This is a genomic window from Nocardia sp. NPDC055002, from assembly GCF_053608825.1.
Window position 1 is genome coordinate 1,073,824 of the sequence record NZ_JBSGWE010000001.1, and the last position, 26,653, is coordinate 1,100,476.

The 26,653-nt window shown below is 67.7% G+C and carries 24 protein-coding genes; 13 read left to right on the top strand and 11 right to left on the bottom strand.

The window, feature by feature from the left end; translation table 11 throughout:
- Positions 1–12: 12 nt before the first annotated feature.
- From ACWF99_RS05095 to ACWF99_RS05110, 4 genes are all read right to left on the bottom strand, one after another.
- Entirely contained in the window at positions 13–885 is an 873-nt protein-coding gene (locus tag ACWF99_RS05095) for a MaoC/PaaZ C-terminal domain-containing protein (protein WP_452534771.1), read from the bottom strand.
- Positions 882–1,322: a type II toxin-antitoxin system Rv0910 family toxin gene (locus tag ACWF99_RS05100; RefSeq protein ID WP_101462898.1), complete on the bottom strand. Its 441-nt coding sequence runs from the start codon at positions 1,320–1,322 to the stop codon at positions 882–884. Before ACWF99_RS05100 ends, ACWF99_RS05095 begins: the two co-directional genes overlap by 4 nt.
- A gap of 34 nt (positions 1,323–1,356) precedes the next feature.
- Positions 1,357–2,547 (bottom strand): lipid-transfer protein, encoded by a 1,191-nt coding sequence (locus tag ACWF99_RS05105; protein ID WP_378630875.1) that lies wholly within the window; start codon positions 2,545–2,547, stop codon positions 1,357–1,359.
- Positions 2,548–2,709: 162 nt separating this feature from the next.
- Positions 2,710–2,868: a hypothetical protein gene (locus ACWF99_RS05110; RefSeq protein WP_378630874.1), complete on the bottom strand. Its 159-nt coding sequence runs from the start codon at positions 2,866–2,868 to the stop codon at positions 2,710–2,712.
- A gap of 427 nt (positions 2,869–3,295) precedes the next feature.
- On the opposite strand from ACWF99_RS05110, the gene ACWF99_RS05115 reads away from it, so the two are divergent.
- The 3 genes from ACWF99_RS05115 to ACWF99_RS05125 are packed head-to-tail and all read left to right on the top strand — an operon-like array spanning position 3,296 to position 6,200.
- A complete protein-coding gene (locus tag ACWF99_RS05115) occupies positions 3,296–4,546 on the top strand; it encodes a sensor histidine kinase (RefSeq protein ID WP_452534773.1) in 1,251 nt (416 codons plus the stop codon).
- Positions 4,546–4,974: a roadblock/LC7 domain-containing protein gene (locus tag ACWF99_RS05120; protein WP_378630871.1), complete on the top strand. Its 429-nt coding sequence runs from the start codon at positions 4,546–4,548 to the stop codon at positions 4,972–4,974. The genes ACWF99_RS05115 and ACWF99_RS05120 overlap by 1 nt, the downstream gene beginning before the upstream one ends.
- A 2-nt stretch (positions 4,975–4,976) precedes the next feature.
- Positions 4,977–6,200 (top strand): cytochrome P450, encoded by a 1,224-nt coding sequence (locus ACWF99_RS05125; RefSeq protein ID WP_101463719.1) that lies wholly within the window; start codon positions 4,977–4,979, stop codon positions 6,198–6,200.
- Positions 6,201–6,249: 49 nt separating this feature from the next.
- Here the strand turns inward: ACWF99_RS05125 and ACWF99_RS05130 are convergent, their stop codons facing one another.
- Positions 6,250–7,479: a cytochrome P450 family protein gene (locus ACWF99_RS05130; protein WP_378630869.1), complete on the bottom strand. Its 1,230-nt coding sequence runs from the start codon at positions 7,477–7,479 to the stop codon at positions 6,250–6,252.
- Positions 7,480–7,684: 205 nt separating this feature from the next.
- The gene (locus ACWF99_RS05135) at positions 7,685–8,008 is read right to left on the bottom strand and encodes a hypothetical protein (RefSeq protein WP_452534774.1); all 324 of its coding nucleotides are present in this window, start codon (positions 8,006–8,008) and stop codon (positions 7,685–7,687) included.
- Positions 8,009–8,179: 171 nt separating this feature from the next.
- Between ACWF99_RS05135 and ACWF99_RS05140 the strand changes: the two genes are divergently transcribed.
- The gene (locus tag ACWF99_RS05140; RefSeq protein WP_378630866.1) at positions 8,180–8,977 is read left to right on the top strand and encodes an SAM-dependent methyltransferase; all 798 of its coding nucleotides are present in this window, start codon (positions 8,180–8,182) and stop codon (positions 8,975–8,977) included.
- A 178-nt stretch (positions 8,978–9,155) separates the two neighbouring features.
- Positions 9,156–10,223 carry an alpha/beta fold hydrolase gene (locus tag ACWF99_RS05145; RefSeq protein ID WP_452534775.1) on the top strand — a complete coding sequence of 356 codons (1,068 nt, stop codon included), beginning with the start codon at positions 9,156–9,158 and terminating at the stop codon, positions 10,221–10,223.
- A 59-nt stretch (positions 10,224–10,282) separates the two neighbouring features.
- On the opposite strand, the gene ACWF99_RS05150 is transcribed toward ACWF99_RS05145, so the two are convergent.
- Positions 10,283–10,909: a TetR family transcriptional regulator gene (locus tag ACWF99_RS05150; protein ID WP_378630863.1), complete on the bottom strand. Its 627-nt coding sequence runs from the start codon at positions 10,907–10,909 to the stop codon at positions 10,283–10,285.
- Positions 10,910–11,015: 106 nt separating this feature from the next.
- Here ACWF99_RS05150 and ACWF99_RS05155 point away from each other — a divergent pair, with 106 nt between their 5' ends.
- Positions 11,016–12,938, top strand: coding sequence for an acyl-CoA dehydrogenase family protein (locus tag ACWF99_RS05155; RefSeq protein WP_452534777.1), 1,923 nt, complete (start codon positions 11,016–11,018; stop codon positions 12,936–12,938).
- 14 nt (positions 12,939–12,952) lie between these two features.
- Here ACWF99_RS05155 and ACWF99_RS05160 read toward each other — a convergent pair whose 3' ends face one another.
- Positions 12,953–13,660, bottom strand: a complete 708-nt coding sequence (locus ACWF99_RS05160) for a TetR/AcrR family transcriptional regulator (protein WP_378659337.1) — start codon at positions 13,658–13,660, stop codon at positions 12,953–12,955.
- 212 nt (positions 13,661–13,872) lie between these two features.
- Between ACWF99_RS05160 and ACWF99_RS05165 the strand changes: the two genes are divergently transcribed.
- The 5 genes from ACWF99_RS05165 (at position 13,873) to ACWF99_RS05185 (ending at position 19,582) form a co-directional block, all read left to right on the top strand.
- On the top strand, positions 13,873–14,799 hold the full coding sequence (locus ACWF99_RS05165; RefSeq protein ID WP_452534779.1) for an alpha/beta fold hydrolase: 927 nt from the start codon (positions 13,873–13,875) through the stop codon (positions 14,797–14,799).
- A 21-nt stretch (positions 14,800–14,820) separates the two neighbouring features.
- A complete protein-coding gene (locus ACWF99_RS05170) occupies positions 14,821–16,599 on the top strand; it encodes an N-acyl-D-amino-acid deacylase family protein (protein ID WP_452535317.1) in 1,779 nt (592 codons plus the stop codon).
- Complete coding sequence (locus ACWF99_RS05175) at positions 16,596–17,495, top strand: metal-dependent hydrolase (protein ID WP_378630856.1); 900 nt, start codon at positions 16,596–16,598, stop codon at positions 17,493–17,495. Before ACWF99_RS05170 ends, ACWF99_RS05175 begins: the two co-directional genes overlap by 4 nt.
- On the top strand, positions 17,492–18,598 hold the full coding sequence (locus tag ACWF99_RS05180; RefSeq protein WP_452534781.1) for a PDR/VanB family oxidoreductase: 1,107 nt from the start codon (positions 17,492–17,494) through the stop codon (positions 18,596–18,598). The genes ACWF99_RS05175 and ACWF99_RS05180 overlap by 4 nt, the downstream gene beginning before the upstream one ends.
- A gap of 114 nt (positions 18,599–18,712) precedes the next feature.
- On the top strand, positions 18,713–19,582 hold the full coding sequence (locus ACWF99_RS05185) for an alpha/beta hydrolase family esterase (protein ID WP_452534783.1): 870 nt from the start codon (positions 18,713–18,715) through the stop codon (positions 19,580–19,582).
- 36 nt (positions 19,583–19,618) lie between these two features.
- Here ACWF99_RS05185 and ACWF99_RS05190 read toward each other — a convergent pair whose 3' ends face one another.
- Positions 19,619–21,679, bottom strand: a complete 2,061-nt coding sequence (locus ACWF99_RS05190; RefSeq protein WP_378630853.1) for an AMP-binding protein — start codon at positions 21,677–21,679, stop codon at positions 19,619–19,621.
- A 200-nt stretch (positions 21,680–21,879) separates the two neighbouring features.
- Between ACWF99_RS05190 and ACWF99_RS05195 the strand changes: the two genes are divergently transcribed.
- Both ACWF99_RS05195 and ACWF99_RS05200 read left to right on the top strand, forming a co-directional pair.
- Complete coding sequence (locus ACWF99_RS05195; protein WP_452534785.1) at positions 21,880–22,725, top strand: GTP pyrophosphokinase; 846 nt, start codon at positions 21,880–21,882, stop codon at positions 22,723–22,725.
- A gap of 124 nt (positions 22,726–22,849) precedes the next feature.
- Complete coding sequence (locus tag ACWF99_RS05200; RefSeq protein WP_452534787.1) at positions 22,850–24,406, top strand: FAD-binding oxidoreductase; 1,557 nt, start codon at positions 22,850–22,852, stop codon at positions 24,404–24,406.
- Between the two features lie 6 nt (positions 24,407–24,412).
- On the opposite strand, the gene ACWF99_RS05205 is transcribed toward ACWF99_RS05200, so the two are convergent.
- Both ACWF99_RS05205 and ACWF99_RS05210 read right to left on the bottom strand, forming a co-directional pair.
- A complete protein-coding gene (locus tag ACWF99_RS05205) occupies positions 24,413–25,228 on the bottom strand; it encodes a cyclase family protein (RefSeq protein WP_452534789.1) in 816 nt (271 codons plus the stop codon).
- A gap of 87 nt (positions 25,229–25,315) precedes the next feature.
- A complete protein-coding gene (locus ACWF99_RS05210; RefSeq protein WP_452534791.1) occupies positions 25,316–26,593 on the bottom strand; it encodes an MFS transporter in 1,278 nt (425 codons plus the stop codon).
- Positions 26,594–26,653 lie beyond the last annotated feature (60 nt).

Genomic DNA, 26,653 nt, shown 5'->3' on the forward strand with positions numbered 1-26,653 from the left:
GAGTCTTGTCTCCTAGTTGATTTCGACGCGACCGTCGGTGATCGCGATCTGGCCCGCGGCTTCGGTTTCGAAGGCGAAGGCCCGCACGCCGGGATCAGCGGATTCGGTGGGCCAGAAGGTGGTGGTGATGTCCTGACCGGGCAGCACCGGCTTGGCGAATCGCACGGCCAGCCTGCGCAGGCGCGCGGTGTCGCCGCCTGCGAGTTCGGTCAGCGCGGCCCACGAGGTGAACGCCATGGTGCACAGACCGTGGTTGATGATGCCGGGAAGCCCAGCCATGCGGGCGATCTCGTCGTCGAGGTGGATCGGCATCGGGTCGCCAGAGGCCGGTGAGTAGCGGAAGGTCTGGTCGTCGTCGATGTGGGCGGTGACCGACGCGGCCGGATCGCCTGCCCGATCCTTGTCGGTGATCCGGTGGGTGGGCGCGAGCTCGCCTTCACCGGGACCGGCGTCGACCTTGCGGAAGAACGCGGTCATCCACTGTTCGTTGACCAGTTCGCCCGCCGCGTCCCGGGTTTCGGCGTAGATGACGACGGTGGAGCCGTTCGGGCGGCCCACGTAGCCGATCGGCTTGGCCCGCACCGCCAGTTCGTCACCGGCCCGGATCGGGCGGTGGAACAGGAAGTCCTGCTCACCGTGGACCAGCTTCATCAGCAGCTCCACCGGCGCGACCGACAGCGCGGCGGGCGCCATCGAGGTGAACACCGGCACCACCGCGAACACCGGCGGCGCGATCTGGCCCGACCGGTGCGCGGGGACCGGATCGTTGGTCGCCGCGGCGTATTCCGCGATCCGCTCGGCGGTGACCGAGAACCGCTCTTCGTCGGTCCACTCCCCCAGGGCGGAGCCGTCGAAGACGACTCCGGCCGATTCCGAGGTGGTCATGCGGCCGAACCGACGAGCTCGGTGAACTTGGCCATCGACTCCTTCAGGTCGGCTTCGGCATGCTTGGCGACGGCCTTGCCGATCGGGCCGACGATCATCGCGCCCTTGAAGCTCGCGTCGAACGCGGCCGAGGAGCCGGTGTCGGTGGCGTCGACCTTCAACGCGAATTCGATGGTGACACCGGCCATGCCGGCGCCGGTGATGCGCAGGAACGAGTTCGGCACCACTTCGGCGACGGTCCACTCGATCTTGTTGGCCATGTTCATCACCGACACGACCTCGGTGAAGCGTGCGCCGGCGGCGAGCTCGGCGGGCAGATCGCCGCGCCAGCCCTGGTGGATGGTCAGCCATTCCTCCCAGTTGGCGAGATCGCTGAGCCGGGCCCAGGCCAGCTCGGGCGCGACGGGAAGTGCGGTGGAAACGGACACAGATGCCATGGGTTACTCCTGGTGTGATTCGGTAGGGGAAAAGTCAGCGGTTGGCGGGGCGGTAGGCGGTCACCACGACCGCGCCACCGAGACCGATGTTGTGCTGCAGCGCGATTCGCGCGTCGGCGACCTGGCGGGCGTCAGCGGTGCCCCGCAGCTGCCAGGTGAGTTCGCTGCACTGGGCCAGACCGGTCGCGCCCAGGGGGTGGCCCTTGGAGATCAGACCGCCCGACGGGTTGACGACCCACTGGCCGCCGTAGGTGGTGGCGTTGTCGTCGACGAGCCGGCCGCCCTCCCCCGGCGCGCACAGGCCCAGAGCCTCATAGGTCAGCAGTTCGTTGGTGGAGAAGCAGTCGTGCAGCTCGATGACATCGACGTCCTCTGGCCCGAAACCGGCCTCGGCGTAGACCGCTTCGGCAGCGGTGCGCGACATCGAGGAGCCGACCAGATCGATCGCGGTCGGGCTGGTGAAAGTCGAGGCGAGGTCGGTGACCATCGACTGCCCGACGATCTCGACCGCGCGGTCGGCCAGGTTGTGCCGGTCGACGAAGTCCTCGCTCGCCAGGATTACCGCGCCGGAACCGTCCGAGGTCGGCGAGCACTGCAGCTTGGTCAGTGGGCCGTAGATCTGCTTGGCCTCGAGGACCTCCTCGAGGCTGTATTCCTTCTGGAACTGCGCGTACGGATTGTTCACCGAGTGCTTGTGGTTCTTGACGCCGATCTTGGCGAACTGCTCGGCCGTGGTGCCGTAGAGCTCCATGTGCTCCTTGCCCGCGGCACCGAACATGTACGGCGCGGGCGGCATCGCGAACTCCTGCAGCTCGGCCAGCGCCAGCAGGTGCTTCATCATCGGCTGCTCACGGTCGTCGTAGGTCGAACCGAGCGAGCCGGGCTGCATCTTCTCGAAACCCAAGGCGAGGGTGCACTCGGCGAGCCCACCGCGCACCGCCTGCGCCGCCAGGTAGAGCGCGGTCGAACCGGTCGAGCAGTTGTTGTTCACGTTGACCACCGGAATACCGGTCAGCCCCAGCTCGTAGACCGCGCGCTGACCCGAGGTGGACTCGCCGTACACATAGCCGACGTAGGCCTGCTGGACCTGGTCGTAGTCGATTCCGGCATCGGCGAGCGCCTTGGTCCCCGCCTCACGGGCCATGTCCGGATAGTCCCACTCTCGCGAACCCGGCTTCTCGAACTTCGTCATGCCGACGCCGACGACGAACACCTTCTGTGTCATGAACGCACTCCCGTGTGCCGTGTGTCCCGAATACCTGAGACACGGTGTCCATGTAATTTAGGTTGGACACCGCGTCCAGGTCAATACCCCGGCGAATACAGCCCGAACACGACAAGGGCCGCACCGAGAACGGTGCGGCCCTGGTGGGTCATGCTGCCGAGGTCAGGTCTGCTGACCGAACCGGCGTGGTTTCTTCGCGCCCATGATGTCGGTCCACCACGATTGCAGCGGGCTCGGTTCGGGCCAATGAACGGTCGGGTCTTCTTCCTCGGGGTCGGCGGATGGCACGTCGGACGGGTCGTCGTCGAGATCGCTGGTCATGCAGGTTCTTCCTCGAATCGAACGACGGCGCCGCAGCGGGGAGACGAGAGAAGGAATGAGCCGGAACCCGAGGCCGAGTGCGGCGACGACGCGTTGGTCGCCGCTGGTCCACGGCTGACCTGTATCTGTTCAACCGTACACGGCGCGGATAAACCGCCGGTATCAATTCACCGGCTCTCCACCACAATGCGAGTCACGTTCTGCAGCAACCCGTTTGGTGCACTCGGCGATTCGCACTGCTAACGTGTCCGCATCGCCGAAACGCCGGGCAGCGAGTCCGGTTTCGACCGACCTCACGCGCGCGGTGCCCAATTGTGGTGCGGCGCACACGGTGTGAGGGCAGGCCGCGGCGAGAAGTCTCGTCGGAGAGACCGGCGAGGACCCGGCCACCACGGCTCTTCGGTCGGTACAGACGACAAAGGAACCGATGACTCCGACGCTCGCGGTCTTCTTGTTCTCCATCGCAACACTGGTCCTGCTCGGCGCGGTCGCTGTCGCGCTGCAGGCCCTGCGCAACGAACGTCAGATCCGCGGCCGCCTGGCGGCGGCCGAGCGCGACCTCCACGCCAAGAACACAGCGATGGAGCAGATGGCGCTGGCCCACGCGGAGGAACTCCGGGTGCGCGAACACGAAGCGGTACTCGCCGACCGCGCGGCCGAGGAACGCGCCGCGGCACAGGTCGAGGCGGCACACGAGGCGACGCGTGCCCAGGTCTCCGCCGACGCCCGCGCCGCCACCAGCAACGCCGTGCGCGCGTTCGGCACCACCGTGGTCAGTCTCGGCGCCGACGTGGGCCAGGTCGTGAGCAACGCGCTGCGGGAGAACCGCAACGACGAGGTCTACGCGACGCTCACCCGGATCGACCACACGGTCCAGCAGATGATCCGCCAGGCCCAGGCCTACGTGATCGTCTCGGGCGGGCTGCCGGGCAGGCGCTGGCCGCAGCAGACCGTCGGCGACGTGGTGGGCGGCGCCACCGGGCGGGTGCGCGACTATCTGCGCGTGCGCACGGGCCACTGCGAACTGGTGGTGATGAGCCGGGCGGTGGAGCCGCTGGTGCACACGGTCGCGACCCTGCTCGACAACGCGCTGCGCTACTCACCGCCGTCGTCGTTCGTCGACATCTCCTACCAGCAGGGCCATCACGGCGTCACCGTGATCATCGACGACGCGGGCGTGCGGATGAGCCACGAGCAGATGGAGGAGGCGCGCCAGGTGCTCTCGGGCGAGCGCGTCGTCGACATCAACGCCCTCGGCCCGTCACCGCGGGTCGGGTTCCCCGGTGTCGCCGCGCTGGCGCGCCGCTACGGCTTCGCCGCCTATGTCGACGGACCCAATATCTACGGCGGCACCAGGGCGATGGTGTTCGTTCCCGCGGCCCTGCTCGTCACGGCCACCGAGGTGCACCGGCCCAAGCATGCCGAGGCGCCGGAACCGGTAGCGCCACCACAACCTGTTTCCGAGATCAGCGCGTCGGCGCCCGAGCTGGACGTGGCCGAGCTCGACCGCACCACCGGCGGGCTGCCCAAACGCACGCGCCGCACCGTGGCCCCGGCCGACGAGCGCGCCGACACCGGCGAGGTGCTCGCGCGTCCCGAGCTCGCGGCGGCCTGGCACAGCGGCTCCAGACACGGCCGCGCCGCGGCCGCACGCTCGACGAAAGGGCACGACAGCTGATGAGTACTCCGATCTCCAACAGCACCAACCGCCTCGCGTGGCTGCTGGACGACCTGGCGCTCGACGGCGTCCGCTTCGCGGTGTTGTTATCCGAGGACGGCCTACGTGTGGCGCACTCGGGCGCCATCTCCACCGACGACGCGGAGCGTTTCGCGGCCGCCGCGTGCGGGCTGCGCTCGCTGGGCAAGGTGCTCGGTGAGTTCTGCGGCGGACTCGCGAACACCGTGCGCCAGAACATGACCGAATACGACGAGGGCATGGTGCTGATCACCGCCGCGGGCGCGGGCACCCTGCTCGGCGTCGCGACCACCGGCGATGTGGACCTCGCGCTCATCGCCCATCGCATGAACGAGCTGGCCGCCAGGGTCGGCCACGAACTCGGCGCGTCGCCGAGGCACCGATCCTCGACTCAGGAGTACTCGCTGTGACACTGGATGTTTCGCCGGACTCGCGCAGTGGCCAGGACCGGGTGCCGCTGTACTCGCCGGAATTCGCCGCCGACCCGCAGAGCACCTACCGCGAGATGCGGCACCGCTTCGGTTCGCTGGTGCCGGTCGATCTGGTGCCAGGGGTCCCCGCCACCCTCGTGATCGGCTACCGCACCGCGGTACAGATTCTCAACGATCCCGACCATTTTCCCGCCGATCCGAAGATGTGGCAGCGCGACATCCCCGCCGACTGCCCGGTGCTCCCGATGATGCGCTACCGCCCCAACGCGATCCGCACCGCCGGCGCCGAGCACACCCGCCACCGGCAGGTCACCGTCGCCGGCCTGGCGGGTGTCGACCTGTACCAGCTGCACCGCACCGTCGAGCAGATCGCGATGCCGGTGATCAACTCCTTCTGCGCGGACGGCAGCGCGGATCTGCTGAGCCAGTACGCCTTTCCCGTCATCTTCGCCACCATCAACGCGATGCTCGGTGTCCCCGCCGACATCGGTGGGCGGGTCGCGACCGGGATGGCGCAGATGTTCGAGGGCGGCGACACGGCGGCCAGCGGTACACAGATGATGGAGGACGCGCTCTACGACCTGGTGCGGCTCAAGCAGAGCGAACCCGGCGACGACGTGACGACCCGGTTGGTGCAGCATCCGCAGCGGCTCACCGACGAGGAGTTGATGAACCAGGTGCTCACGATGTACGGCGCCGGGATCGAGCCGATGCTCAACCTGATTCTCAATACGGTGCGGCTGATGCTCACCGATCAGCGATTCGCGGGCAGCTTGCTCGGCGGCAGCCTGTCCACCCGCGACGCACTCGATGAGGTGCTCTACACCGACCCGCCGATGGCCAACTTCTGCACCACGTATCCGCGGCAGCCGATCCTGGTCGACGATGTGTGGCTGCCCGCGCATCAGCCGGTGGTCATCAGCATGGCCGCGTGCAACAACGATCCCGCGATCGGGACCGGCGATTTCCTCGACAACCGCGCGCACCTGGCATGGAGCACCGGCCCGCACGGCTGCCCGGCGAAGTCCCCCGCCTACCTGATCGCCCAGGAAGCCATCGACCAGCTCCTCGACGCGCTGCCCGAACTCGAGCTCGCGGTGCCGCCGGAGGAACTGGTGTGGCGGCCAGGGCCTTTCCACCGAGCGCTGGCGGGCCTGCCGGTGGTGTTCCCGAGCACCGCACCGCTGGTGGTGCCCGGCAACTGAATCCCCTTTGCTCGGCCGACCCGTACGGGTCGGCCGAGCGAGTTCGGCGCTACTCGCCGTGGATGTAGGCCGGCAGGTGGCGGTGGCCGTTGGAGATGAAGCTGGGCACGGTGCCCAGTTCGGTCACGGGAGCGGCCAGCTTCAGGTCGGTGAACCGCTCGAACAGCGCGGGCAGCGAGACCAGCGCCTCGAGGCGGGCCAGCGGAGCACCGAGGCAGTGGTGCGCACCGTAGCCGAACGCCATGTGCGACTGCTTCTCTCGCGTGGGATCGAACTCGCCCGCGGTGTCGCCGTGCAGCTTCGGGTCACGCGCGGCCGCGGCGTAGCTCGCCAGAATCGGGTCACCCTTGGCGAGCTGGACGCCGTCGATGTCGATGTCCTCCACCGCGAAACGCAACGGCAGATGCGCGACCGGTGATTCGAATCGCAGCGTCTCCTCGACCAGATCGGGCCAGGTGATCGTGCCCGCGCGCAGGCTCTCGAGCACCTCGGGCCGGGTGAGCAGCGCGGTGATGGCCTGGTCGAGCAGGTTCACCGTCGTCTCGTGGCCCGCCGAGATCACCAGCAGCAACGTGCCGACGAGCTCTTCCTCGGTGAGCTGGCCCTCGTCCTCGTCGCGCTGGACGATCAGCAGGCTGGTGATGTCGTCGCCGGGCTGTTCGCGCCGCAGGGCCACCAGCTCGCCGAGAATCCGGTACATCTCCATGTAGTTGGCCTGCGACTGCTCCGGGGTGAGCGTGGTGTCGAAGATGCCGTCGACGCAGGTACGCAGGCCGGGGTTCAGTGATTCCGGCACGCCCATCAGTTCCGAGATCACCTGGATCGGCAGCGGGTAAGCGAACTGCTCGCGCAGGTCCACAGTCTGACCGGCCGGGGTGGCTGCCAGCTCGTCGAGCAGTTCGGTGGTGATGCGCTCGACCTGTGCGCGCATGGCCTCGGTGCGCCGCGCGGTGAACGCGGGCGCCACCAGCTTGCGCAGCCTGCGGTGATCACTGCCGTAGGCGGTGAACATGTTCGGCGCCGAAACCCACAGGTACAGCGGCCAATCCGGGGGGATCTCACCGGCGACGAAGGCGGGCCAGTGCTGACTGGCATCCTTGGAGACCCGGGGATCGACGAGCAGCTTCTCCAGCAGCGCGGCGTCGGTGATCGACCATGCCTGCACCCCACCCGGCAGCTCGACTCTGGTGGCGGGACCGTGCGACCTGATCTCGAGGATCTCACCCTGAATGTCTTGCCCAGTCGGATCCATTACGACCCGATTCGTCACCGTTTCCATTGTGAAACCTCTCGATCACCCGGCGCCTCGCAGACCCCGTCTTCCGAGGTCGCAGCGAAACATCTTGCTGGACTAGCCCTTACGGGCCGTTAGCGATGCTACCGGCCGAACGTCTCTGTCGCAGTGAACACTTGGAATGGGGATCACACAGTGAGATCGAACTATCGGCGCTGCCGAAACGGTGACCCACGGGCCGGGCTCGGTGTCACTTGGGCACGAGAACACCCGTCAGATCGGCCTCGCGGATGGGGGTGTCCGGGTTGGCCTGCGCACCACACATCAGATCGATGGCGGCGACGGACAGGTCGACGGTGTTCGGGTCCGACGTCGCGTTGTCACCGCGCTCCTGCTCGAGGAACTTGACCACCGTCGTGCGCCGGTCCTCCGCGGACTGGGCGGTGTATTCGCTACACGGTGTGTCGCCGCCCTTGTTGACCGCCTTCTCCACCTGGTCACAGCCCGTGCCGAGCAGCACGATCGCGGCCGCGGCGAGCACGGTGGTTACAGCATTCCTGCGCAGTATCGTCATGTAGCGGCTTTACCCGATTCCTGCCGTCGCACGCAGCGGTGAACGTTCACGGATTGACCTGACCGTTTCCGTGTGAATCTTGTACTGTCGCAGCCAGATCAGATGCTATGTCGCTGGTGGTTCTCCCCTGGGTGGGCGCGCCACTGTCAAAGTTGCAGAGGAGCAAGGCTCATGGCCGACGTGCAGACCCCGATGATCAGGACCGATATTCCCCATTCAGCACGGATCTGGAACTACTGGATGGGCGGTAAAGACCACTACGAGATCGACAAGATCGCCGGCGACGCCGGGCTGGCGGTCGACCCCGACATCTCGACCATGGCCGTGCAGTCGCGGCAGTTCCTGATCAGGACCGTCCGCTTCCTGGCGAAGGAACGCGGCATCAAGCAGTTCCTCGACATCGGCACCGGCCTGCCCACGATGCAGAACACCCACGAGGTCGCCCAGGGCGTCGCCCCGGAGGCCAAGGTGGTCTACGTGGACAACGACCCGCTGGTGCTCACCCACGCGCGCGCACTGCTCACCAGCACCACCGACGAAGGCGTCACCACCTACATCGACGCCGACTTCCACGACCCCGAACAGATCGTCGCCGACGCGCGCAATGTGCTGAACTTCAACGAGCCGATCGCGGTGATGTTCATGGGTGTTCTCGGTCACGCCAAAACCTACGACGACCTGCTGCGCATCGTGGGCACCGTGATCGGCGCAGTGCCCTCGGGCAGCTACCTGATCTACTGGGACGGCACCGACGACAGCCAGGCCTACGTCACCCTGTGCGAGAACTACACCGGCACCGGCGGCACACCGTACGTCCCGCGCCCGCAGGCCCAGATCCGCGGCGTCTTCGACGGGCTGGAGGTAGTCGAACCGGGCGTCGTCTCGATCACCCAGTGGCGTCCGGAAACCGCCGAGGTGGGCCAGGTCCTCCCGATCTCGGCGTACGGCGCGGTCGCCCGCAAACCCTGACCCGCGCCGCCGTCCACCACCCGCGACACGCCCCATCCGAGCCCTGCTCGAATGGGGCGCGGCCGTGCGTGAGCGGTGGATCACCTGCGGATTCGGAGGAAACCCCAGGGACAAGATATGGTGATACAGGGAGTTACAGTTAGTTTTCTCCCACCGTCTCGACGTTCCGGAGAATCACATGGGCCCCCTGTCGGTTGCACTGCGCAACGTGGTCGCGCTCTTCGGTGACGGCGTCGAGCCGTACGCGCCGACGCCGTCGGACATCGTCTACGACGAACCGCACCGCAGGCTGCTGCGCTACCGGCGCTCCACCCCCGCCACCGGCGATCCCGTGCTGCTCGTGCCGCCGTTGGCGGTGACGATCTCCTGCTACGACATGCGACCCAGCCAGAGCCTGGTGCGATTCCTGCTCGAGCTGGGACGCGAGGTCTATGTGCTCGACTACGGTGAGATCACCTACGCGGACCGCGATCTCGGCTTCGAGGAGTGGGTCGACGACATCGTGCCCACCGCGATCGAGGCGGTCAGCGCGGACAACAGCCACTCCCCCGTCGACCTGATCGGCTGGTCCTTCGGCGGCACCATCAGTGTGCTCACCGCCGCCGGGCACGCCGACCTGCCGATCGGTTCGGTCACCGCGGTGGGAACCCCGTTCGATCAGCGCCGCAACGGTCAGATCTCCTTGGCCCGCAGATTCGGGCAGCTCACCGGCGGTCGCGAGGTCACCGTGCCGGTCCGCGTGGCAGGTGGCGTGCCGAAGTACGGGGTGCGGGCCGGTTTCCGTATCCAGTCGATCGACCGTGAACTCACCAAGCCCTGGTACATCGCCCGCAATATCGGCGACACCGAGGCACTGGCCCGCATGCAATCGGTGGACCGGTTCATGGACACCATGCCGGGCTACCCGGGCCGGTTCTATCGTCAGGCCTACCGGCAATTGATCATCCGCAACGAAATGTTCAAGGGCACAGTGCATCTGGGCCCGAATCGCGTGATCGATCTGACCGGACTCACCGCGCCGACGCAGCTGATCGGCGGCACCAAGGACGCGCTGGCCTCGTCGGCGTCGGTCGCGGCAGGCATCGGGGTCCTCACCGGCGCGGCACAGGTTCGCTTCACCGAGGTCCCGGGAAGCCATCTCGGCATCATCGCGGGCCCGACCGCCCGCGACACCACCTGGGCGACGATCGCGGACTTCCTCGACAGTGTGCGGTTGTCGACCCGCACGCCGTCGCCCACGCACTGACTCAACGACAGACGGCCCCGGGGCCGATCGATCGCCCCCCGCCGCTTACGCCGCGGGCATCACGCGCTGCGCATGGCGCGGTAGACCGCCGAGCCGACGAAGGCGCCGAGGTCATCGGGATTCCACTCGTCGCGGTGGGCGAACAGAGTGCGGACCGCGCTTTCGGCGGCCGAGACCCACAACTCCACCAGCGCGGGCAATTTGCGTTCGGCGTCGTCGACTCCCCAGGCCAGCAACGTCGGCCGGAGCAACGCCGTGCAGCGTTCGACTGCCAGCTGACGACCACGTCCGAAGGAACCGGCGACGGCGGGATCGGGGTTGCCGTAGATCAGGCGCCAGGCATCGGGGCGCTCGGCCGCCTTGTGGAGCAGGGTGCGGAAACCCTCCACGAACACCGTCTCGTCGGCGTTGGTCGCGCGCGGCGGTAGCACGTCGAGCACACCGGAGATCAGAAAACTCTCCTCGCGCTGGATCAGCGCGTCGATCAGCTCGACCCGGTCGGGAAAGCAGGCGTAGATCACCGGGCGGGTGACCTTCATGTAGTCGGCGACCGCGCCCATCGTGACCGCGGCGATGCCGTCGTCGGCGGCGATGGCGAGCGCCGCGTCGAGCACCTGCGGCCTGCGCCGCTCGGGGCCGAGGTGCGCGGCCCGCCCTCGCCGCTGCAGTGCCGTCTCGCTACCCATGCGCCCACCATAGCAACCACCCCGGCATTCCTACACCGATGTACGAAAATGCTACAGTGGCGAATGAACCGTCCGACTGTGCTGGACGCCCGCAAGAGGAGCGACGATGCCCCAGGATTTCTTCAACCCGAACACCGCCGACTTCGCGCAGTTCGATCCGCAGACGCGCCGGCTGTTGCGCGCGACGGTCGACTGGTTCGAAACCCGCGGCAAGACTCAGCTGCTCGACGACGACCGGTCCCGCGTCTGGCCGTCGGACTTCCTCGACTTCGCCAAGAAGGAGCGGCTGTTCGCCACCTTCCTCACCCCGGCGGCCGAGGCAGGCGGTGATCCGGACAAGCGCTGGGACACCTCGCGCAACGCCATGCTGAGCCAGATCTTCGGCTTCTACGGCATGACCTACTGGTACGTCTGGCAGGTCACCATCCTCGGCCTCGGCCCGATCTGGCAGAGCGACAACGCCGTGGCCAAGAAGAAGGCCGCCGCCCAGCTCGACTCCGGGGAGATCTTCGCGTTCGGCCTGTCGGAGAAGGAACACGGCGCCGACGTGTACTCCACCGACATGATCGTCGACCCGCAGCCCGACGGTGGTTACACCGCGACCGGCGGCAAGCACTACATCGGCAACGGCAACCTGGCCTCGATGGTCTCGGTGTTCGGGCGCCGTTCGGACAAGCCGATCATCGACAGCGCCGCGGCACTGCGGGGCAAGCCGACGCAGCAGGATTACGAGGGGTATCTCTTCTTCGTCGCCGACTCCCAGCACGATGCGTACAAGCTCAGGAAGAATGTCGTCAACAGCCAGATCTATGTCGCGGCGTTCGATCTCGAGAACTACCCCGTCGCCGAGGAGGACATCCTCCACCGCGGCGAGGACGCGTTCCACGCGGCGATGAACACGGTCAACGTGGGCAAGTTCAACCTCGGCTTCGGTGCGGTCGGCGCCTGTGAGCACTCCTTCTACGAGGCGATCAACCACGCCGAGAACCGGATTCTGTTCGGGCACAGGGTCACCGAGTTCCCCCAGGTGCGGGCGCTGATCACCGATTCCTACGCGCGCATCGCCGCGATGAAGCTCTACAGCGCACGCGCGGTGGACTACATGCGCTCGGCCTCGCCCGACGACCGCCGCTACCTGCTGTTCAACGCCATCGAGAAGATGTCGGTGACCCGTCAGGGCCAGCGCGTGATCGAGGATCTCGCCGACGTGATCGCCGCGCGTGGGTTCGAGAACGACATGTACTTCCCGGTCGCGATGACGGCCATGTTCGGCCTGCCGCGACTGGAGGGCACCGTCCACGTGAACATGGCGTTGTCGCTGAAGTTCATGGCCAACTACATGTTCCACCCCGCCGACGCCGGTCTGGCCGCGATGCAGTCACTGCCGGGCGCCGCGGTGGCATCCAAGGGAGCCACTCGTGCGGTCGCCGGCGCCCTGACGTGGTCGAGCCGCAAGATCACCCCGCGTCTCGGCGCGGTCGTGAAGCCGCTGCGTGCCGAATTCGCCAGTGCCGCTTACGCTCCGGTGCCCTCCCGTCACGACACCGCCGACGACGAGTTCCTGTTCCGGCAGGGCCCGAGCAGTGGCCTGGGCCGCATTCGCTTCGCGGACTGGCGCCCGGTCTTCGAGAGCTTCCACGACGTTCCGAACGTGGCCGTGTTCCTCGAGCAGGTGCTCGCGCTGCAGGCCCTGCTCGCGGTCGCCGCACCGACGTCGTCGCAGCAGAAGGATGTGGACTTCCTGTTCGCGTTCGGTGAGCTGTTCACCGCGGTGCCCTACGCCCAGCTGGTGCTGGAGCAGGCGCGCATCGACGGCACCGATCCGGCGGTGATCGACCAGATCTTCGACGGGTTCGTCCGCACCTTCTCCGCGAACGCGCTCAATCTGCACAACAAGCCGACCGCCACCGCCACCCAGCAGCGCCGGGCCCTCGACCTGGTTCGCCGGCCGGTCTTCGACGAGTCCCGTTTCGAGCGGGTGCTCGGTAAGGCGCGCTCGCTGGCCGGGACCTATGAGATGAAGGCCTGATCCAGCAACCGGGGTCAGTCGGGCGGCGGCGCGTTCTCGGTGATGGTGGCCAGAGTCGCCGCCACCGACATATCGGGCTTGATGACGACGCCCTTCTCGCGGAGAAAGCCGTCGAACAACTGCACGACGGCATTGGTCGTCCGATCGACGAACAGTGCGGTCGGTTCCGGCAGCGGGACGGGGTCGGTGTCGAGCCACAGGTCGGTGACGGCCATGACGAACCCGACGATGCCGCGCAGCAGATGATCGATACCGTCGGTATCGAGCGCGACCGAGGACAGCACACTGCGGCTGCGCTCGGCCAGATCGTGCGACAGGCGCCGACCGATGTCCAGCGGGCGAGCGGCGGGGTCGGCCCCCGAGACGCTCTGGGTGAGCACGAGGAACCGGAACACGTCGGGATGTTCGGCGATGACCCCGGCGTAGGCGGTGAGGAACCGATGGATCGTGACCCGGGGCGGCTGCATGATGAGCGAGAGATCGGGCGCGACGGCCGCGTAGATCTGCGCGACGAGCCAGTCCGAGACCGCGCCGTCGAGCTCGGATTTGTCGGCGAACATGCGGTACAGACGCGGTTTGGCGACGCCCATCTCGCGGGCGAGCGCCTCCATGCTCAGGTGGGGTCCGTCGCGGTCGATGCACCGCACCGCGCCCGCGATGACCTGTTCGCGGGTGAGCAACCGTACGGGCGACCGGCGAGCCGGTCTAGACGATGTAGTCACTGTTCTCCCTGATCCGCCCTTCGCGTACGGCCAGGATAGCGGCGCCCGGCGAGGGACAGGCCGCCGTATCGCGGGCGGACTCCGAGGGGGTGTTGACAGCGGCCTTTCCGATCCTCAAGATATTCCCGGTACTACGCGTACCAGAAAATGGTACCGGCGGTACTATTGATTGTGCACGGAGCAACGAAGCCCCGTGCCGGAAGGAGTCTCGTATGACGCGCGGAACCGGCAACCACACTCCCGGGGCAGCGTCATCCAGAACGCATCTGGTGCGCAACGGCGACATTTCGCTCGCTGTCTACGAATTCGGCCCACAAGACGGCATTCCGGTGGTTCTCGTCCACGGCTGGCCCGATACCCATCACCTCTGGGACGGCGTCGTTCCGCTGCTGTCGGACAAATATCGCGTGATCTCCTACGACACCCGCGGGTACGGGCAGTCCAGCGCGCCGACCCAGGTGTCGGCCTACGAGCTGAACCGACTCGCGACCGACTTCTTCGCCGTGGTGGAGGCCGTCAGCCCCACCGAACCCGTGCACGTCGTGGCCCATGACTGGGGCTCGGTCCAGGTCTGGGAAGCGGTGTGTGAACCGGGCGCGGACCAGTACGTCGCGTCGTTCACCTCGATCTCGGGCCCCAACCTCGACCACCTGGCCACCTGGATGCGCCGTGGTGTGCTGTCGGGAACCCCGCGTGGGATCTGGGGCGCGCTCAGCCAGTGCTTGTCCTCGGCCTACACCACCTTCTTCATGCTGCCGATCCTGCCGGACCTGTTCTTCCGGCTCGTGGGCACCGAGAAGGTCTGGAAACTGTTCCTTCGCGTGGTCGAGGGCACCTCCGCGGAGCAGATCTCGCTGGCGCCGACCCTGAAACAGGACATGATCTCAGGGCTGCGCTTCTACCGGGCCAACATCCTGGCCCGGATGTTCGGGCCACGGGAACGACGCACCACCGTGCCGGTGCAGTTGCTGGTCAACACCCGCGACATCGCCGTGCGCCCCGCGGGCTACGACGACACCGCGAAGTGGGCCGATCAGGTCACCCGCCACGACCTGCCGCGCGGGCACTGGCTGCCCTATTCCGACCCCGCCGCGATCGCCGAATACGCCGACGCGTTCATCCAGGCCCAGCCCAAATAACGACGAATGAGAGAAAAGCACATGCTCGACTTCGACATCGTCATCACCGATGGTCTCTGGTTCGACGGCACCGGCGCCCCCTCCGCCCGGCGCAATATCGGCATCCGTGACGGCATCGTCGAGGCCGTCTCCGCGACCGCGCTACCGATCGGCGCCGACACCGAGGTGATCGAGGCAGCGGGTAAGTGGGTGCTGCCCGGCTTCGTCGACGTGCACACCCACTACGACGCCGAGATGTTGCTCAAGCCCGAACTGTCGGAGTCGCTGCGCCACGGCGTCACCACGGTCGTCGTCGGTAACTGCTCGCTCTCGACCGTGCTGGCCTCCAACGCCGACTGCGCCGACCTGTTCAGCCGCGTCGAAGCCGTGCCGCGCGACGCCGTTCAGGGCGCCCTCGACAAGCACCGCACCTGGTCGGACCCGACCGAGTACGCGAAGGCACTCGATTCGCTGCCCCTGGGCCCCAATGTCGCGGCGTTCCTCGGCCACTCCGACCTGCGCACGCACGTGCTCGGGCTCGGGCGAGCGGTCACCCGCGACACCAAGCCCACCGCCGCCGAAATCAAGCAGATGACCAGCCTGCTCGACGCGGCGGTCGACGCCGGCTTCCTCGGTTTGTCGTCGATGACGAACAAGCTCGACAAGATCGACGGCGAGGAATACCGGTCGCGGTCGCTGCCCTCGACCTATACCCGCGGCAAAGAGGTGCGCGCGCTCAACAAGGTGCTGCGTAAGCGCGATCGGGTGCTGCAGAGCGCCCCCACGGTCGGCTTCAACCCCAACATCGCCAAGTTCTTCGTCGGCAGCGCCGGCATCGGCCGGCCCAAGCTGCGCACCTCGCTGCTGTCGGCGGCCGATTCCAAGGCCTACCCGCCGCTGGTGTGGTTCATGCTCTACGCCGCACCGCTGCTGAATCGCTTCGCCCGCACCGACTTCCGCTGGCAGCACCTGCCCGTGCCGTTCACCGTCTACGCCGACGGCATCGACCTGGTGGTGTTCGAGGAGTTCGGCGCCGGCGCCGCGGCCCTGCATCTGAAAGACCAGGTCGAACGCAACGAGCTGCTCCAGAGCGAGCCCTACCGTCGCTGGTTCCGCAAGCAGTACGACAACAAGTTCACCCCGCGCATCTGGCACCGCAACTTCTTCGATGCCGAGATCATCGCCTGCCCTGACGAATCGGTGGTCGGCAAGTCGATCGGGCAGGTCGGCAAGGACCGCGGGCTGCACCCCGTCGACGCCTACCTCGACATGGTGGTCGAGTACGGTCCCGCGCTGCGCTGGCGCACCACGATCGCCAACGATCGCCCCGAGTACCTGAACAAGCTCGCCGCGAGCCCCGGCGTGCAGATGGGCTTCGGCGACGCGGGGGCGCACCTGCGCAACATGTCGTTCTACAACTTCCCGCTGCGGCTGCTCGAAAGGGTGCTGCGGGCACAGGAAGCCGGCAAGCCGTTCCTGAGCGTGGAACGTGCCGTCCATCGCCTCACCGGCGAGCTCGCCGACTGGTATCAGATCGACGCCGGTCACCTGCGCGAAGGCGGTCGAGCCGACCTGGTGGTCATCGATCCGGCCGGACTCGACGAGCAGGTGCACCAGCTCCACGAAGCGCCGCTGCCCGAATTCGGCCTCGACCGGATGGTCAACCGCAACGACCGCGCCGTCGTAGCCACGGTCGTCAACGGCCGCAAGGTCTTCGGCGCGGGCACCGTGGCGCCCGGTATCGGCGCGGACTGGGGAACCGGGCAGTTCCTGCGCGCAGGCCATGACAACTCCGCTCCCGTCGCACAGGAGACCCGATGAAGCGTCCCTTCCGTCGCGCGGCTCGCACCGCGCACGCCCCTGATGTCGCCCTGCAGGCCCGCAATGTGAAGTTCGACTGGACTTCGGCACCGCTGCACTGGATGCCGAACGAACCGATCGCCTCGCACGTGGTGAACTCGCTGAACCTGCTGCTGCCCGAGGGCGAGCGGATGTTCTGCGCCACCTACCGCGACGCACTCCCCTACGTGCGCGATGCCAAGGTGCGCGAGGCCATGCTCGGATTCATCGGTCAGGAGTCGATGCACGCCGAAACTCATGCCAAGGTCCTCGACCAGGTGTTCACGGCCCACCACATCGACACCGCGCCCTACACCCGGCAGATGGAGTACGTGTTCCGTAACTCCCTCGGCGCGCGCGAGGGCAGCCCGCAACAGGCGCAGACCCGGCTGGTCGAACGGTTGGCGTTCATCGCCAGCCTCGAGCATTTCTTCGCCTGGCTCGGCGACTGGATTCTCAACGCCGACCTGGAAAAACACGGCGCCGAACCGCGTGTGCTGGATCTGTTCCGCTGGCACGGCGCCGAGGAGGTCGAACACCGCAGTGTCGCCCACGATGTCGCGATCTACTTCGGCGCGGGCTATCTGCGCCGTGCGGCGATGATGCTGATCGTCATCCCGATCCTGCTCAGCCTGCTCGTGCGCGGCACCAAGTTCCTGGTCAATCAGGATCCCGAACTGCCGAAGATGGGCTACCCCACGCTGATCTGGAAGATCCTCGGGGCGATGTGGCGCGGTGCGTTGCCGGGCATTCCGGCGCTGCTGATCAGCGCCGGGTCCACCTTCGATCCGCGCTACGACCCGGCGAATGTCGGCTCCACCGAGCAAGCGATCGCCTACCTCGCCAAGTCCCCGGCGGCCAGGGCGGCGGCCCAGTGACCGTATATCCCGCGCCCAAGGCGATCCCGCCGGACCTGTACGGCAAGCACGATCACGATCCGACCACCAAGGTGATCGACACCGTGGCCAACCTGCGAGTTCGCTGGTCGACGTTGATCAATCGCCGCCCGATCCTCACCAGGGCCGACGACGCCCGCTTCCCGGTGGTCGTCACCGATCGGGTGCTGGTGGCGCAGGACCAGGCTGTCGTCAATCTGGGCCTGCGCGCCCCTGACGGCGCTCCGCTGCCCCGGTGGGCGCCGGGCGCGCACATCGACATCGAACTCCCGTCCGGGCGCCTGCGGCAGTACTCGCTGTGTGGCGACCCGGCCGAAACCGGCGAGTACCGCATCGCGGTGCGCCGCATTCCGCACGGCGGCGGCGGGTCGATCGAGGTCCACGACGAGTTGCCGGTCGGCACCGAGGTCGTAGTCCGGGGACCGCGCAACGCGTTCCCGTTCGCGCCGCCCGGACGTGGTTCTTCGGCCGAACGCCTGCACTTCGTCGCGGGCGGTATCGGCATCACCCCGATCCTGGCGATGGCGCGCGCCGCCGACCGGCTCGGCATCGACTGGACGCTGGTCTATTGCGGGCGAAGCCGCGACACGTTGCCGTTCCTCGACCAGCTCGCCGAACTCTCCGGACACGTCGTGGTGCGCACCGACGACGAGCACGGAACACCCAGTGCTGCAGATCTTCTCGACGGTGTCGATCACGACACGGCGATCTACTGCTGTGGACCCACCCCGATGACGGCTGCCCTCGTCGCCGCTGTGCGCACGATGCCGGGCATCGAGTTCCACTCCGAAAGGTTCTCTCCCGCACCGGTTGTCGACGGCACCGCGTTCGAGGTGGAGTTGGCGAGCACCGGTGAGGTCGTGCCTGTCGCCGCCGACCAGACGATGCTCGACGCGCTGCTCGCGGTCCGCCCCGACCAGCCCTACTCGTGTCGCCAGGGCTTCTGCCGCACCTGCGTCGTCCACGTCACCGACGGCACCCCCGACCACCGCGACGGCGCGCTGACCCCCGAGGAACACGCCGCGGGCGTCACGCTGGCCTGCGTCTCGCGCTGTGCGGGGAAACGCCTGGTCCTCGACCTCTGAGCCCGAGTGGCCGGGCGCGACGGGCTTGCGCCCGTGTCAGTGAATCGACATCGAAGAACACTGCTGTACGCGTAGCGTGCGAGGTGCAATCCTGTTCGCACACAAGGAGTTTCCGTGGCGTACTCTCTGACGAAACGCCTGGCCGCGCTCTTCGGCGCGTCCTGCGCAGCCCTACTACTCGCGGTACCGGCGGCCGCGCCCGGTTCCGCCGACAACGCGGTTCTCGAAAGCCCGGCCACCGGATGTTCGACGACGCCGGTCCCCGACAACGTCCCGTTCGACGGCCGGTATTACCGCGTCCACGTACCCGCGGGGGTATCCGCCGGTGCGCCGCTGGTAGTCGCCATCCACGGTGGCTACGACCGGCCCGAAGGAATCGAGGCGGTGTCGGGCTGGAACGCCCTCGCCGATCAGCACAAGTTCATCGTCGTCTACCCGCGTGGCATCAAGACCGAGAACAAGCCGGACGGCACGCCCGGCTGGGGCTGGAACGCCGACGCGGCCGACGTGACCCATATCAAGAAGGTCGTGACCGAGGTCAGCACGAAATACTGTGTGACGCCGGACCGCATCCATCTGACCGGTCATTCCAACGGTGGTCAGATGGCCTCGCGCGCGGCCTGCACCGCGCCCGAGGTCTTCGCGTCGGGCGCGGTGTACGCACCGGCGCCGCCACCGACCGGGTGCGATCCCGCGCGCGCGGTCTCGTGGGCCGTGTTCGCCTCGGCGAACGACACCACCGTCATCGAGCCCATCGCCTACAGCCACGTCATGTACTGGAGCTGGGAAAACCGTCCGTGCCAGAACGAGCAGCCCGGCGGCGGCACCGACGTCAAGGACTCCAGGCACTGGGACTGCGCGTCCGGCACCGAAGTGCTGTGGCGGGTCTACAACGGCGGCAGCCACTCCTGGCCGACAGGGGCGCGGCGCACCGAGATGCTGAACCGGATGTGGCAATTGTTCCAAGCCAACCCACGCCCATAGCGACCTCGACGGAAGGGCTGGCCGCCGCGCTGCGGCTCAGCCGGCCAGCCCCTCCGGATCGACCAGCAAGCGCTTGAGCACCTTGCCGGTCTCCCCGCGCGGCAGCGCGTTGAGGAAGGTGACGTCGCGCGGAACGGAGAAGCGGCTGAGGCGGTTTCGGACGTAGGTGCGCACCATGTCCGGGTCGAGCCCGGAGCCTTCGTGCTTGACGAGGAACGCGGCCAGGCGCTGCCCGAATTCGTGATCCGGCACACCGACCACCGCGACATCGGTGACCTGCGGCAGGTGCGCCAGCGCCTCCTCCACCGGGCGCGGGAAGACGTTCTCACCGCCCGAGATGATCATCTCGTCGTCGCGGCCCGCCACGAACAGCCTGCCCTCGGCATCGAGGTAGCCGAGGTCGCCGGTGTCCATCATGCCGTCGGATTCCTCGGGCGGGGAATCGCTGACGTAGCCGTCGAACAGCATGTGGTTGCCGACGAAGATCCGCCCCACCACGCCCACCGGCACTGCCTTGTGCTCGGCATCGAGGATGGCGATCTTGGTGCCCAGCGGCGGGCGTCCGGCGGTGGTGGGTGCGGCGCGCAGGTCGTCGGGCCCGGCCACGCTGGCCCAGGAGACCTCCGTGGACCCGTAGAGGTTGTAGAGGACGTCGCCGTAGTCGTCGAGGAACCGGTCGACAGTGACCGCCGCGAGCGGCGCGCCACAGCTGATCACATGCCGCAGGCTGCTCAGGTCGTACCGCTGTCGCACCTGCTCGGGCAGGTCGACGAGGCGTTGCACCATCGTGGGCACCGCGATGAGCGTGTGCACCCCGTGTTCGGCGACGCGGCGCAGGCATTCCTCGGCGTCGAAGCCCTGGGTCAGCACCACTGTGGCCCGTACCGCGGTGCTCAATTGCAGCGCGGACAGCCCCCAGGTGTGGAACAGCGGCGCCGGGATCATCATGGTGCTGCCCGCGTGGATCGGGATCAGCGACAGCAGCGCGACCAACGTGTCGAAACCCTTCGGGTGCGGGCGTCGCGCTCCCTTCGGGGTGCCGCTGGTACCCGAGGTGAGCACGATCTGGCGTCCGGGCACCGTCGGGACGGGGAACTTCGTGTGGCGGACCGCGATGAGATCTTCGATCGTGATCCGGGTCGGGTCGGCGGGCGCGTCGTCGGTGAAGAAGCGCGGCAGATCGGTGTGCAGGTACTGCACCAGATGCGCCAGATCGGTGTCGACGAACAATGCCGACAGCCGGTGCCGCTGCACGATGTCCTCGATCCGCCGCCCCGACAGTCCCGAGTTCAGCAGCGCGACGTCGACCCCGAGCTTGCCCGCCGCGACCATGGATTCGACCATGCCGCAATGGTTTCCGGCCAGCAGCCCCACCGCGTCGCCCGCGCGCAACCCGACCTCGTACATCGCGCCAGCCAGCGCGGTGGTCCGCTTGTCGGTTTCGGCGAAGGTGGCGGTGCTGGTGTCGTCGACGAGCGCGACCTGGTCCGGGCTGTGCGCGGCGCCGGCGGCGTAACCGCCCGCCAGGTTGAATCCCCACCGGTACAGCGAGCGCAGCTGCCGGGCCGAGGTCAGCGGCGGCGACACCTGACCCGACTGCACCCACCAGCGCACGATTTCGGACTTGCGGCGGATCGGTGCCCGGTTGCCATTGGCCACCACCGAGGTCCGCGCGCCACCCACGACGTCGGCCGCGCGCCGCAGCCCGTCCTTGACCCACCCGATGATCACCGAGTTCGTCACCCCCGCGAGCGTCGGGTGCAGCCGCGGCGCCGCGAAGACGGTCACGCTCACCCGGGTGCGCCGCTCGTCGCCGGTGAGCCGGACCAGGGCGAAACTGCCCGATTCGGGATTGTGCAGTTCGAAACTCTCGTACCAGCGACCGATGGTCAGTGCCAGCCCCGTACGCCGCACGCCCGCGGCCCGGTCCCCGATTCTGACCTCCCACACGGTGCTGCCGTCCGGCTGGAGCAGCCGATCGCAACCCCCGATCCCGGCCCACAGCCGCGGATAACTCTGCGGTTCGAGCAACACATCCCACAGGGCCCGGCGTGGGATGGAGAACTCCACGGACACATCGACGACATCACTGGGCATTGCTGCGCGCTTTCCTCAGCCCGGCGACATTGCCGGGTAGTGCCTGCTCGCCTCGGCCCCCGTGCCGTGACGGTGCCCGTCGTCAGGCACTGCACCAGAAGTCATCCTCGGCCTGCCTGCCCGTGGGCAAACGAAATATCTACGGATTCTGGTCACCGAACGAACCGGATCACCCGGCAGCTGTGAGAGGTGCCAACGTGATGCCGCACGCACTGGCCGAGGTGTTGGCGGGAAGGACGGCACAATGGATGACGATGAAACAGTGGCAGCGCGACCCCAGCTCCGATGACGGCCCGCTCGGCGACGGAGGCCACGTCGGCATCGATGACCTGCGGATCCTCAGGGAGCAGTTCGTCGACTTCATGCTCGGCTACAAGTTCGCGATCGACGAGGTGACGACAAAGATCAACATCTTGCGTGAGGACTTCAACAACACCCACGAGTACAACCCGATCGAGCATGTGGGGTCGCGGCTCAAGTCGCCCGAGAGTGTTCTCGAGAAGGTCCGTCGCAAGAACTACGCGATGAATCTGGCGGCGATCCGCGAGAACGTGCTCGATATCGCCGGGGTCAGGGTGGTGTGCAGCTTCATCTCCGATATCGGCACGATCCGGGACATGCTGGCCGGTCAGGAGGACATCACGGTCCTCGAAGAGCGCGACTACATCACCCACCGCAAGCCGAACGGCTACCAGAGCATGCACCTGATCGTGTCGATCCCGGTGTTCCGCTCCGACCGCACCGAGCGGATTCCGGTCGAGATCCAGATCCGCACCATCGCGATGGACTTCTGGGCCAGCCTCGAACACAAGATCTACTACAAGTACCGCGGCGAGGTCCCGCCGAACCTGCGCACCGACCTGGCCCAGGCCGCCGAGGTCGCCACCCAGCTCGACGAGAAGATGGAAGCGCTCCACCGCCAGGTCGACCGCAGCGCACCCCCGAAGACCAAGCCGACCAAGGACTCGCTGGACCTGAGCGTGCTGTACCACAGCCTGACCGGTGGCCATCCCGTCTACCTGCGTCCCACCGATCCGCCGACCTGACCCCACCGGCTTCGATATCGACCTCACAACCACTGCGACCGCACCGCATTTCCGGCGTCCGCGCCCCGGCGATTCCGCTACTGTCCGAGCAGATCCTCGAACAACACGGCGCGAAAGGAACCCGGTGGCGCTCTCCCGTCGACAGTTGATCGCCGCGGCCGCGGCCGGTGGCACAGCGGCCGCGCTGGGCATGCCTGCCAGCCGCGCCGAGGAGCGGGTGCTCGGCGCAAGCGAGTTCCAGGCGCTGGCCGCGCGCGGCTACAACCGGCGCTTCGTGGCTCGACCCGCGAAGATCTTCGTGCCTTCCAGCGCCGAGGAGGTTCGTCGCGCGGTGGCCGGGGCGGTGGCCGAGGGCTCGCCGATCGCGGCGCGCTCGGGCGGGCATTGCTTCGATGATTTCGTCGACAACGACCGGACCCGTTCGATCATCGACCTCGGCCGGATGAACGCGGTGTTCTGGGACGAGCGACTCCGCGCGTTCTCCGTCGACGCCGGCGCCGACATCGGCACCGTCTACAACGCGCTGCACCGCTGGGGCGTCACCGTGCCGGGTGGGATCTGTCTCGGCGTCGGGATGGGCGGTCATGTCTGCGGTGGCGGCTATGGTCCGTTGTCCCGGCGCTTCGGGCTCGTGGCCGATCATCTGGCCGGGGTGGAAGTGGTCACCGTCGATGCCGACGGCACGGCGAACATCGTGGTCGCGACCGGCGACGGTCCCGACCGCGATCTGTGGTGGGCGCACACCGGAGGTGGCGGCGGCAATTTCGGTGTGGTGACCCGGTATCTGCTCCGGTCGCCCGAATCCGACGGCGCGGACCCGGCACACGCGCTGCCGAAGCCGCCGGGCAGCATGCTGAACGCGCGACTGATCCTGCCGGTCACGACCGAGGATTCGTTCGTCCGGTTACTCACCAACTATCTCGGGTTCTTCGAACGCCACAGCGCCCCCGGTAACGACTTCGCCGGTCTCTACGCGCCGCTGATGATCCACACGACCGGCACCGGCGCGGCCGAGATGCTGATCCTGTTCGATGCCGGAACACCGCACGCGCGAACCCGTTTCGACGAATTCGTCGCCACGGTGAGCGATGGCGTGTTCCCGCCGCCCATTCTCACCCCGCTCGCCCAGCTGTCCTACGCCGACACGGTGAACCAGGTGTATTACGCGAAGGGCGCGAACACCACGCGCGTCAAGGTCAAAGCCGCCTATCTGCGCACGGCGTACTCCCCCGACCAACTCCGAATCTTCTACCGCTACATCACCGATCTCCGTTTCCTCGGTGAGTCCCAGCTCGAATTCCTGCCGTTCGGCGGCGCGATCAATGCCGTCGCCGGCGACGCGACGGCGATGCCCGCCCGGGATTCGTTCATGAAGATGCTGATCCACGCATCGTGGCGGCTGCCGTCGGATGACGACCGGTATGTGCGCTGGGCGCGCGAGATGTATCGCGACGTCCACGCCGAGACCGGTGGTGTTCCGGTGCCGAACGAGTCCTACGGCGGCAGCTACATCAACTACCCGGACCCGGATCTGGCCGATGCCGCATGGAACACCTCCGGCCTGCCGTGGCACGCCTTCTACTACGGCGACAACTATCGCCGACTGCTCCGGGTCAAGGCGGCCGCGGATCCGGGAAACATCTTCCAGCACCGACTGTCGATCGGCCGGCCGGACTGGTGACGGCGGTCAGGTGAGGGCGAGCACCCGGCACGGTCCGCCGGTGCCGCCCGCGTGTTTCGGTGCGCCGACGACAATCGTCGCGCCCGCCGCCGGAACCGTGGCGAGATTGGCGAGCATCTCCACCCCGTAGCGCCCCGCGCCGAGAAAGGCTGTGTGCGCGCCGTATTCGGGATCGGCACCGCAATCCAGGCTGAGCGTATCGACTCCGGCACCGACGATTCCGCAGTGCGCGACGAGGTATCGCGCGGCCTCGGCGGAAAATCCCGGCGCGTGCGGTGTTCCGCGCTCGTCGAGATTGAGGAAGGTCGACGGTCGGTCGAGGCGACGTTCCCAGCCGGAATACATCGCGACAAAGGCCCGCTCGGGGATGTCACCGTGCCGTGATCGCCAGCTGTCGATATCGGCGACGGTCACCACCGCGTCGGCGTCGACGGCGGCTTTGGCGCTGATATCGAGGACGACGAGCGGCGCGACGAGGTCGTCGACAGCGAGGGCCTCGGTGGTCGTGGCGCCGGGGATGCGATGGGCGGGCGCGTCGAGATGGGTTCCGGTGTGCTCCCAGTACCCGAGCGCGAACTGCCCGAACCCACCCGACTCGTGCCAGGCCACCGGGACCATGACCATCGCCGGATTACCCGGCCACACCGGCAGTTGCGGCGTGAGGGTGTGGGTGAGGTCGACGACGCCGCGGCGCGGCGCGGCGACGGCAGGGGCAGGAGCCAGCGCGGCCAGCGCCGTGAGGCCCGCGAGACCGAACACCGCCCGCCGGCTCGGCGGCGGCGCACTCTCGTGGGCGAGACGAACGATCTCCGGCGAGCACATCGGACTCAAGATAGCCGAGAGAGCCCGGTATGGCCTCGGATCGGCGCCGATGGCGAGGCCGTTCCGATCGACCAGGTGGACCGCGTACTACCGGACGGCGCTGCGATCGCCGTCGTGTAGTGGACTGTCCGTCGGCGCGAAGGTTCGGTGCAGACCGGTGGGACCGAGCCCCCGCGCCAGGCCGAGAACCATCGCGGCGCAACCGAGTCCGGAGAGGATGAGACCGGTGGCGAAGAGTGTGGGATATCCGGCCAGGTCGCCGATGAGACCCGCGGCCATCCCGGCCACGCCTTGGACGACGACGATCGCGCAGGCGAGCAAGGTGTAGTCACTGCCCGCGTGCTCGGGTTCGGACGCGTCCATCATGAGCGCGAAGACGGCGACGGTGGCGGCACCGCCGAAGATGTGTTCGGCGAGGCTTGCCGCGACCAGAAGTTCGAAGCCACCGAGGCCCAGGGAAGCGAACAGGTACAGCGCGATGCTCGCGGTCTGGGTGACACCGCCGATCAGCAGCGCCTGCCGACGGCCGTAGCGGTAGGCCAGCCAGCCGCCCATGGCCGCGCCCGCCAGCGCGCCGGCCGAGGACAGGACGCCTTTGATCAGCGCGATCTCACCGAGGTCGAGTCCGGCGTCGGACAGGAAGGGACCGGTGAGCGCCGCGGCCATCGAGTCACCGAATTTGAAGGCGCCGATCAACGCGATGAAGGCGAGGACGCCGGGGCGGCGCAATCGGGTCCACCAGGCGCCGAGCAACCGCGCGGGCTTCGGTGGCGGCAGCCGGTCCGCGACCCGCTCGCGCATCAGCCATACCGGGACCGTGGTGAGCACGATCAACGCCGCCATGGCCAGGAACAGTGCCCGCCACCCGGCCAGCGCGAACAACCACAGCAGGGCGCCGCCGCCGACGATCATCCCGATGCGATAGGCACCGACCTGGATCCCGTTGCCCAGCCCACGCTCACGCGGCCCGAGTAACCGCACAGCCACACCGTCGGTCGCCACGTCCTGGGTCGCCGACAGCAGGTTCACCACCACGATGCCCGCGAACAACCATCGCAGCGAGGACGACAGATCCAGGCAGGCCAGCACCAGCGCGACCGCGGCCGACAGCAGTTGCAACACCAGCAGCCAGGTGCGCCGGGTGCCGTAGCGGTCCACGTAGGGCGCCCAGAGGAACTTCAGCGCCCACGGCAGGAACAGCACCCCCGAGGCACTGATCGCCACCAGCGAATAGCCCGATTCGCGCAACACCACCGGCAGCGCCTGGGTGAAGAAGCCGAACGGCAGCCCTTGCGCGAAGTACAGCGACGACAACAGAACCAGCGTGCCTGCCGTGATCACACCCGGTCGGGTGGTGGTGCTCATGGGCACATCGTCGCAGAGAGTTCGCGCCTGCACAGCGCACGGGCTCGGCGTGATCCGATC

What these genes read in the sequence shown, in the direction of transcription:
- ACWF99_RS05095 (WP_452534771.1), bottom strand. Translation starts at nt 885, where the DNA reads ATGACCACCTCGGAATCGGCCGGAGTCGTCTTCGACGGCTCCGCCCTG.
- ACWF99_RS05100 (WP_101462898.1), bottom strand. Translation starts at nt 1,322, where the DNA reads ATGGCATCTGTGTCCGTTTCCACCGCACTTCCCGTCGCGCCCGAGCTG.
- ACWF99_RS05105 (WP_378630875.1), bottom strand. Translation starts at nt 2,547, where the DNA reads ATGACACAGAAGGTGTTCGTCGTCGGCGTCGGCATGACGAAGTTCGAG.
- ACWF99_RS05110 (WP_378630874.1), bottom strand. Translation starts at nt 2,868, where the DNA reads ATGACCAGCGATCTCGACGACGACCCGTCCGACGTGCCATCCGCCGAC.
- ACWF99_RS05115 (WP_452534773.1), top strand. Translation starts at nt 3,296, where the DNA reads ATGACTCCGACGCTCGCGGTCTTCTTGTTCTCCATCGCAACACTGGTC.
- ACWF99_RS05120 (WP_378630871.1), top strand. Translation starts at nt 4,546, where the DNA reads ATGAGTACTCCGATCTCCAACAGCACCAACCGCCTCGCGTGGCTGCTG.
- ACWF99_RS05130 (WP_378630869.1), bottom strand. Translation starts at nt 7,479, where the DNA reads ATGGAAACGGTGACGAATCGGGTCGTAATGGATCCGACTGGGCAAGAC.
- ACWF99_RS05135 (WP_452534774.1), bottom strand. Translation starts at nt 8,008, where the DNA reads ATGACGATACTGCGCAGGAATGCTGTAACCACCGTGCTCGCCGCGGCC.
- ACWF99_RS05140 (WP_378630866.1), top strand. Translation starts at nt 8,180, where the DNA reads ATGGCCGACGTGCAGACCCCGATGATCAGGACCGATATTCCCCATTCA.
- ACWF99_RS05145 (WP_452534775.1), top strand. Translation starts at nt 9,156, where the DNA reads ATGGGCCCCCTGTCGGTTGCACTGCGCAACGTGGTCGCGCTCTTCGGT.
- ACWF99_RS05150 (WP_378630863.1), bottom strand. Translation starts at nt 10,909, where the DNA reads ATGGGTAGCGAGACGGCACTGCAGCGGCGAGGGCGGGCCGCGCACCTC.
- ACWF99_RS05155 (WP_452534777.1), top strand. Translation starts at nt 11,016, where the DNA reads ATGCCCCAGGATTTCTTCAACCCGAACACCGCCGACTTCGCGCAGTTC.
- ACWF99_RS05165 (WP_452534779.1), top strand. Translation starts at nt 13,873, where the DNA reads ATGACGCGCGGAACCGGCAACCACACTCCCGGGGCAGCGTCATCCAGA.
- ACWF99_RS05170 (WP_452535317.1), top strand. Translation starts at nt 14,821, where the DNA reads ATGCTCGACTTCGACATCGTCATCACCGATGGTCTCTGGTTCGACGGC.
- ACWF99_RS05175 (WP_378630856.1), top strand. Translation starts at nt 16,596, where the DNA reads ATGAAGCGTCCCTTCCGTCGCGCGGCTCGCACCGCGCACGCCCCTGAT.
- ACWF99_RS05190 (WP_378630853.1), bottom strand. Translation starts at nt 21,679, where the DNA reads ATGCCCAGTGATGTCGTCGATGTGTCCGTGGAGTTCTCCATCCCACGC.
- ACWF99_RS05195 (WP_452534785.1), top strand. Translation starts at nt 21,880, where the DNA reads ATGCCGCACGCACTGGCCGAGGTGTTGGCGGGAAGGACGGCACAATGG.
- ACWF99_RS05205 (WP_452534789.1), bottom strand. Translation starts at nt 25,228, where the DNA reads ATGTGCTCGCCGGAGATCGTTCGTCTCGCCCACGAGAGTGCGCCGCCG.
- ACWF99_RS05210 (WP_452534791.1), bottom strand. Translation starts at nt 26,593, where the DNA reads ATGAGCACCACCACCCGACCGGGTGTGATCACGGCAGGCACGCTGGTT.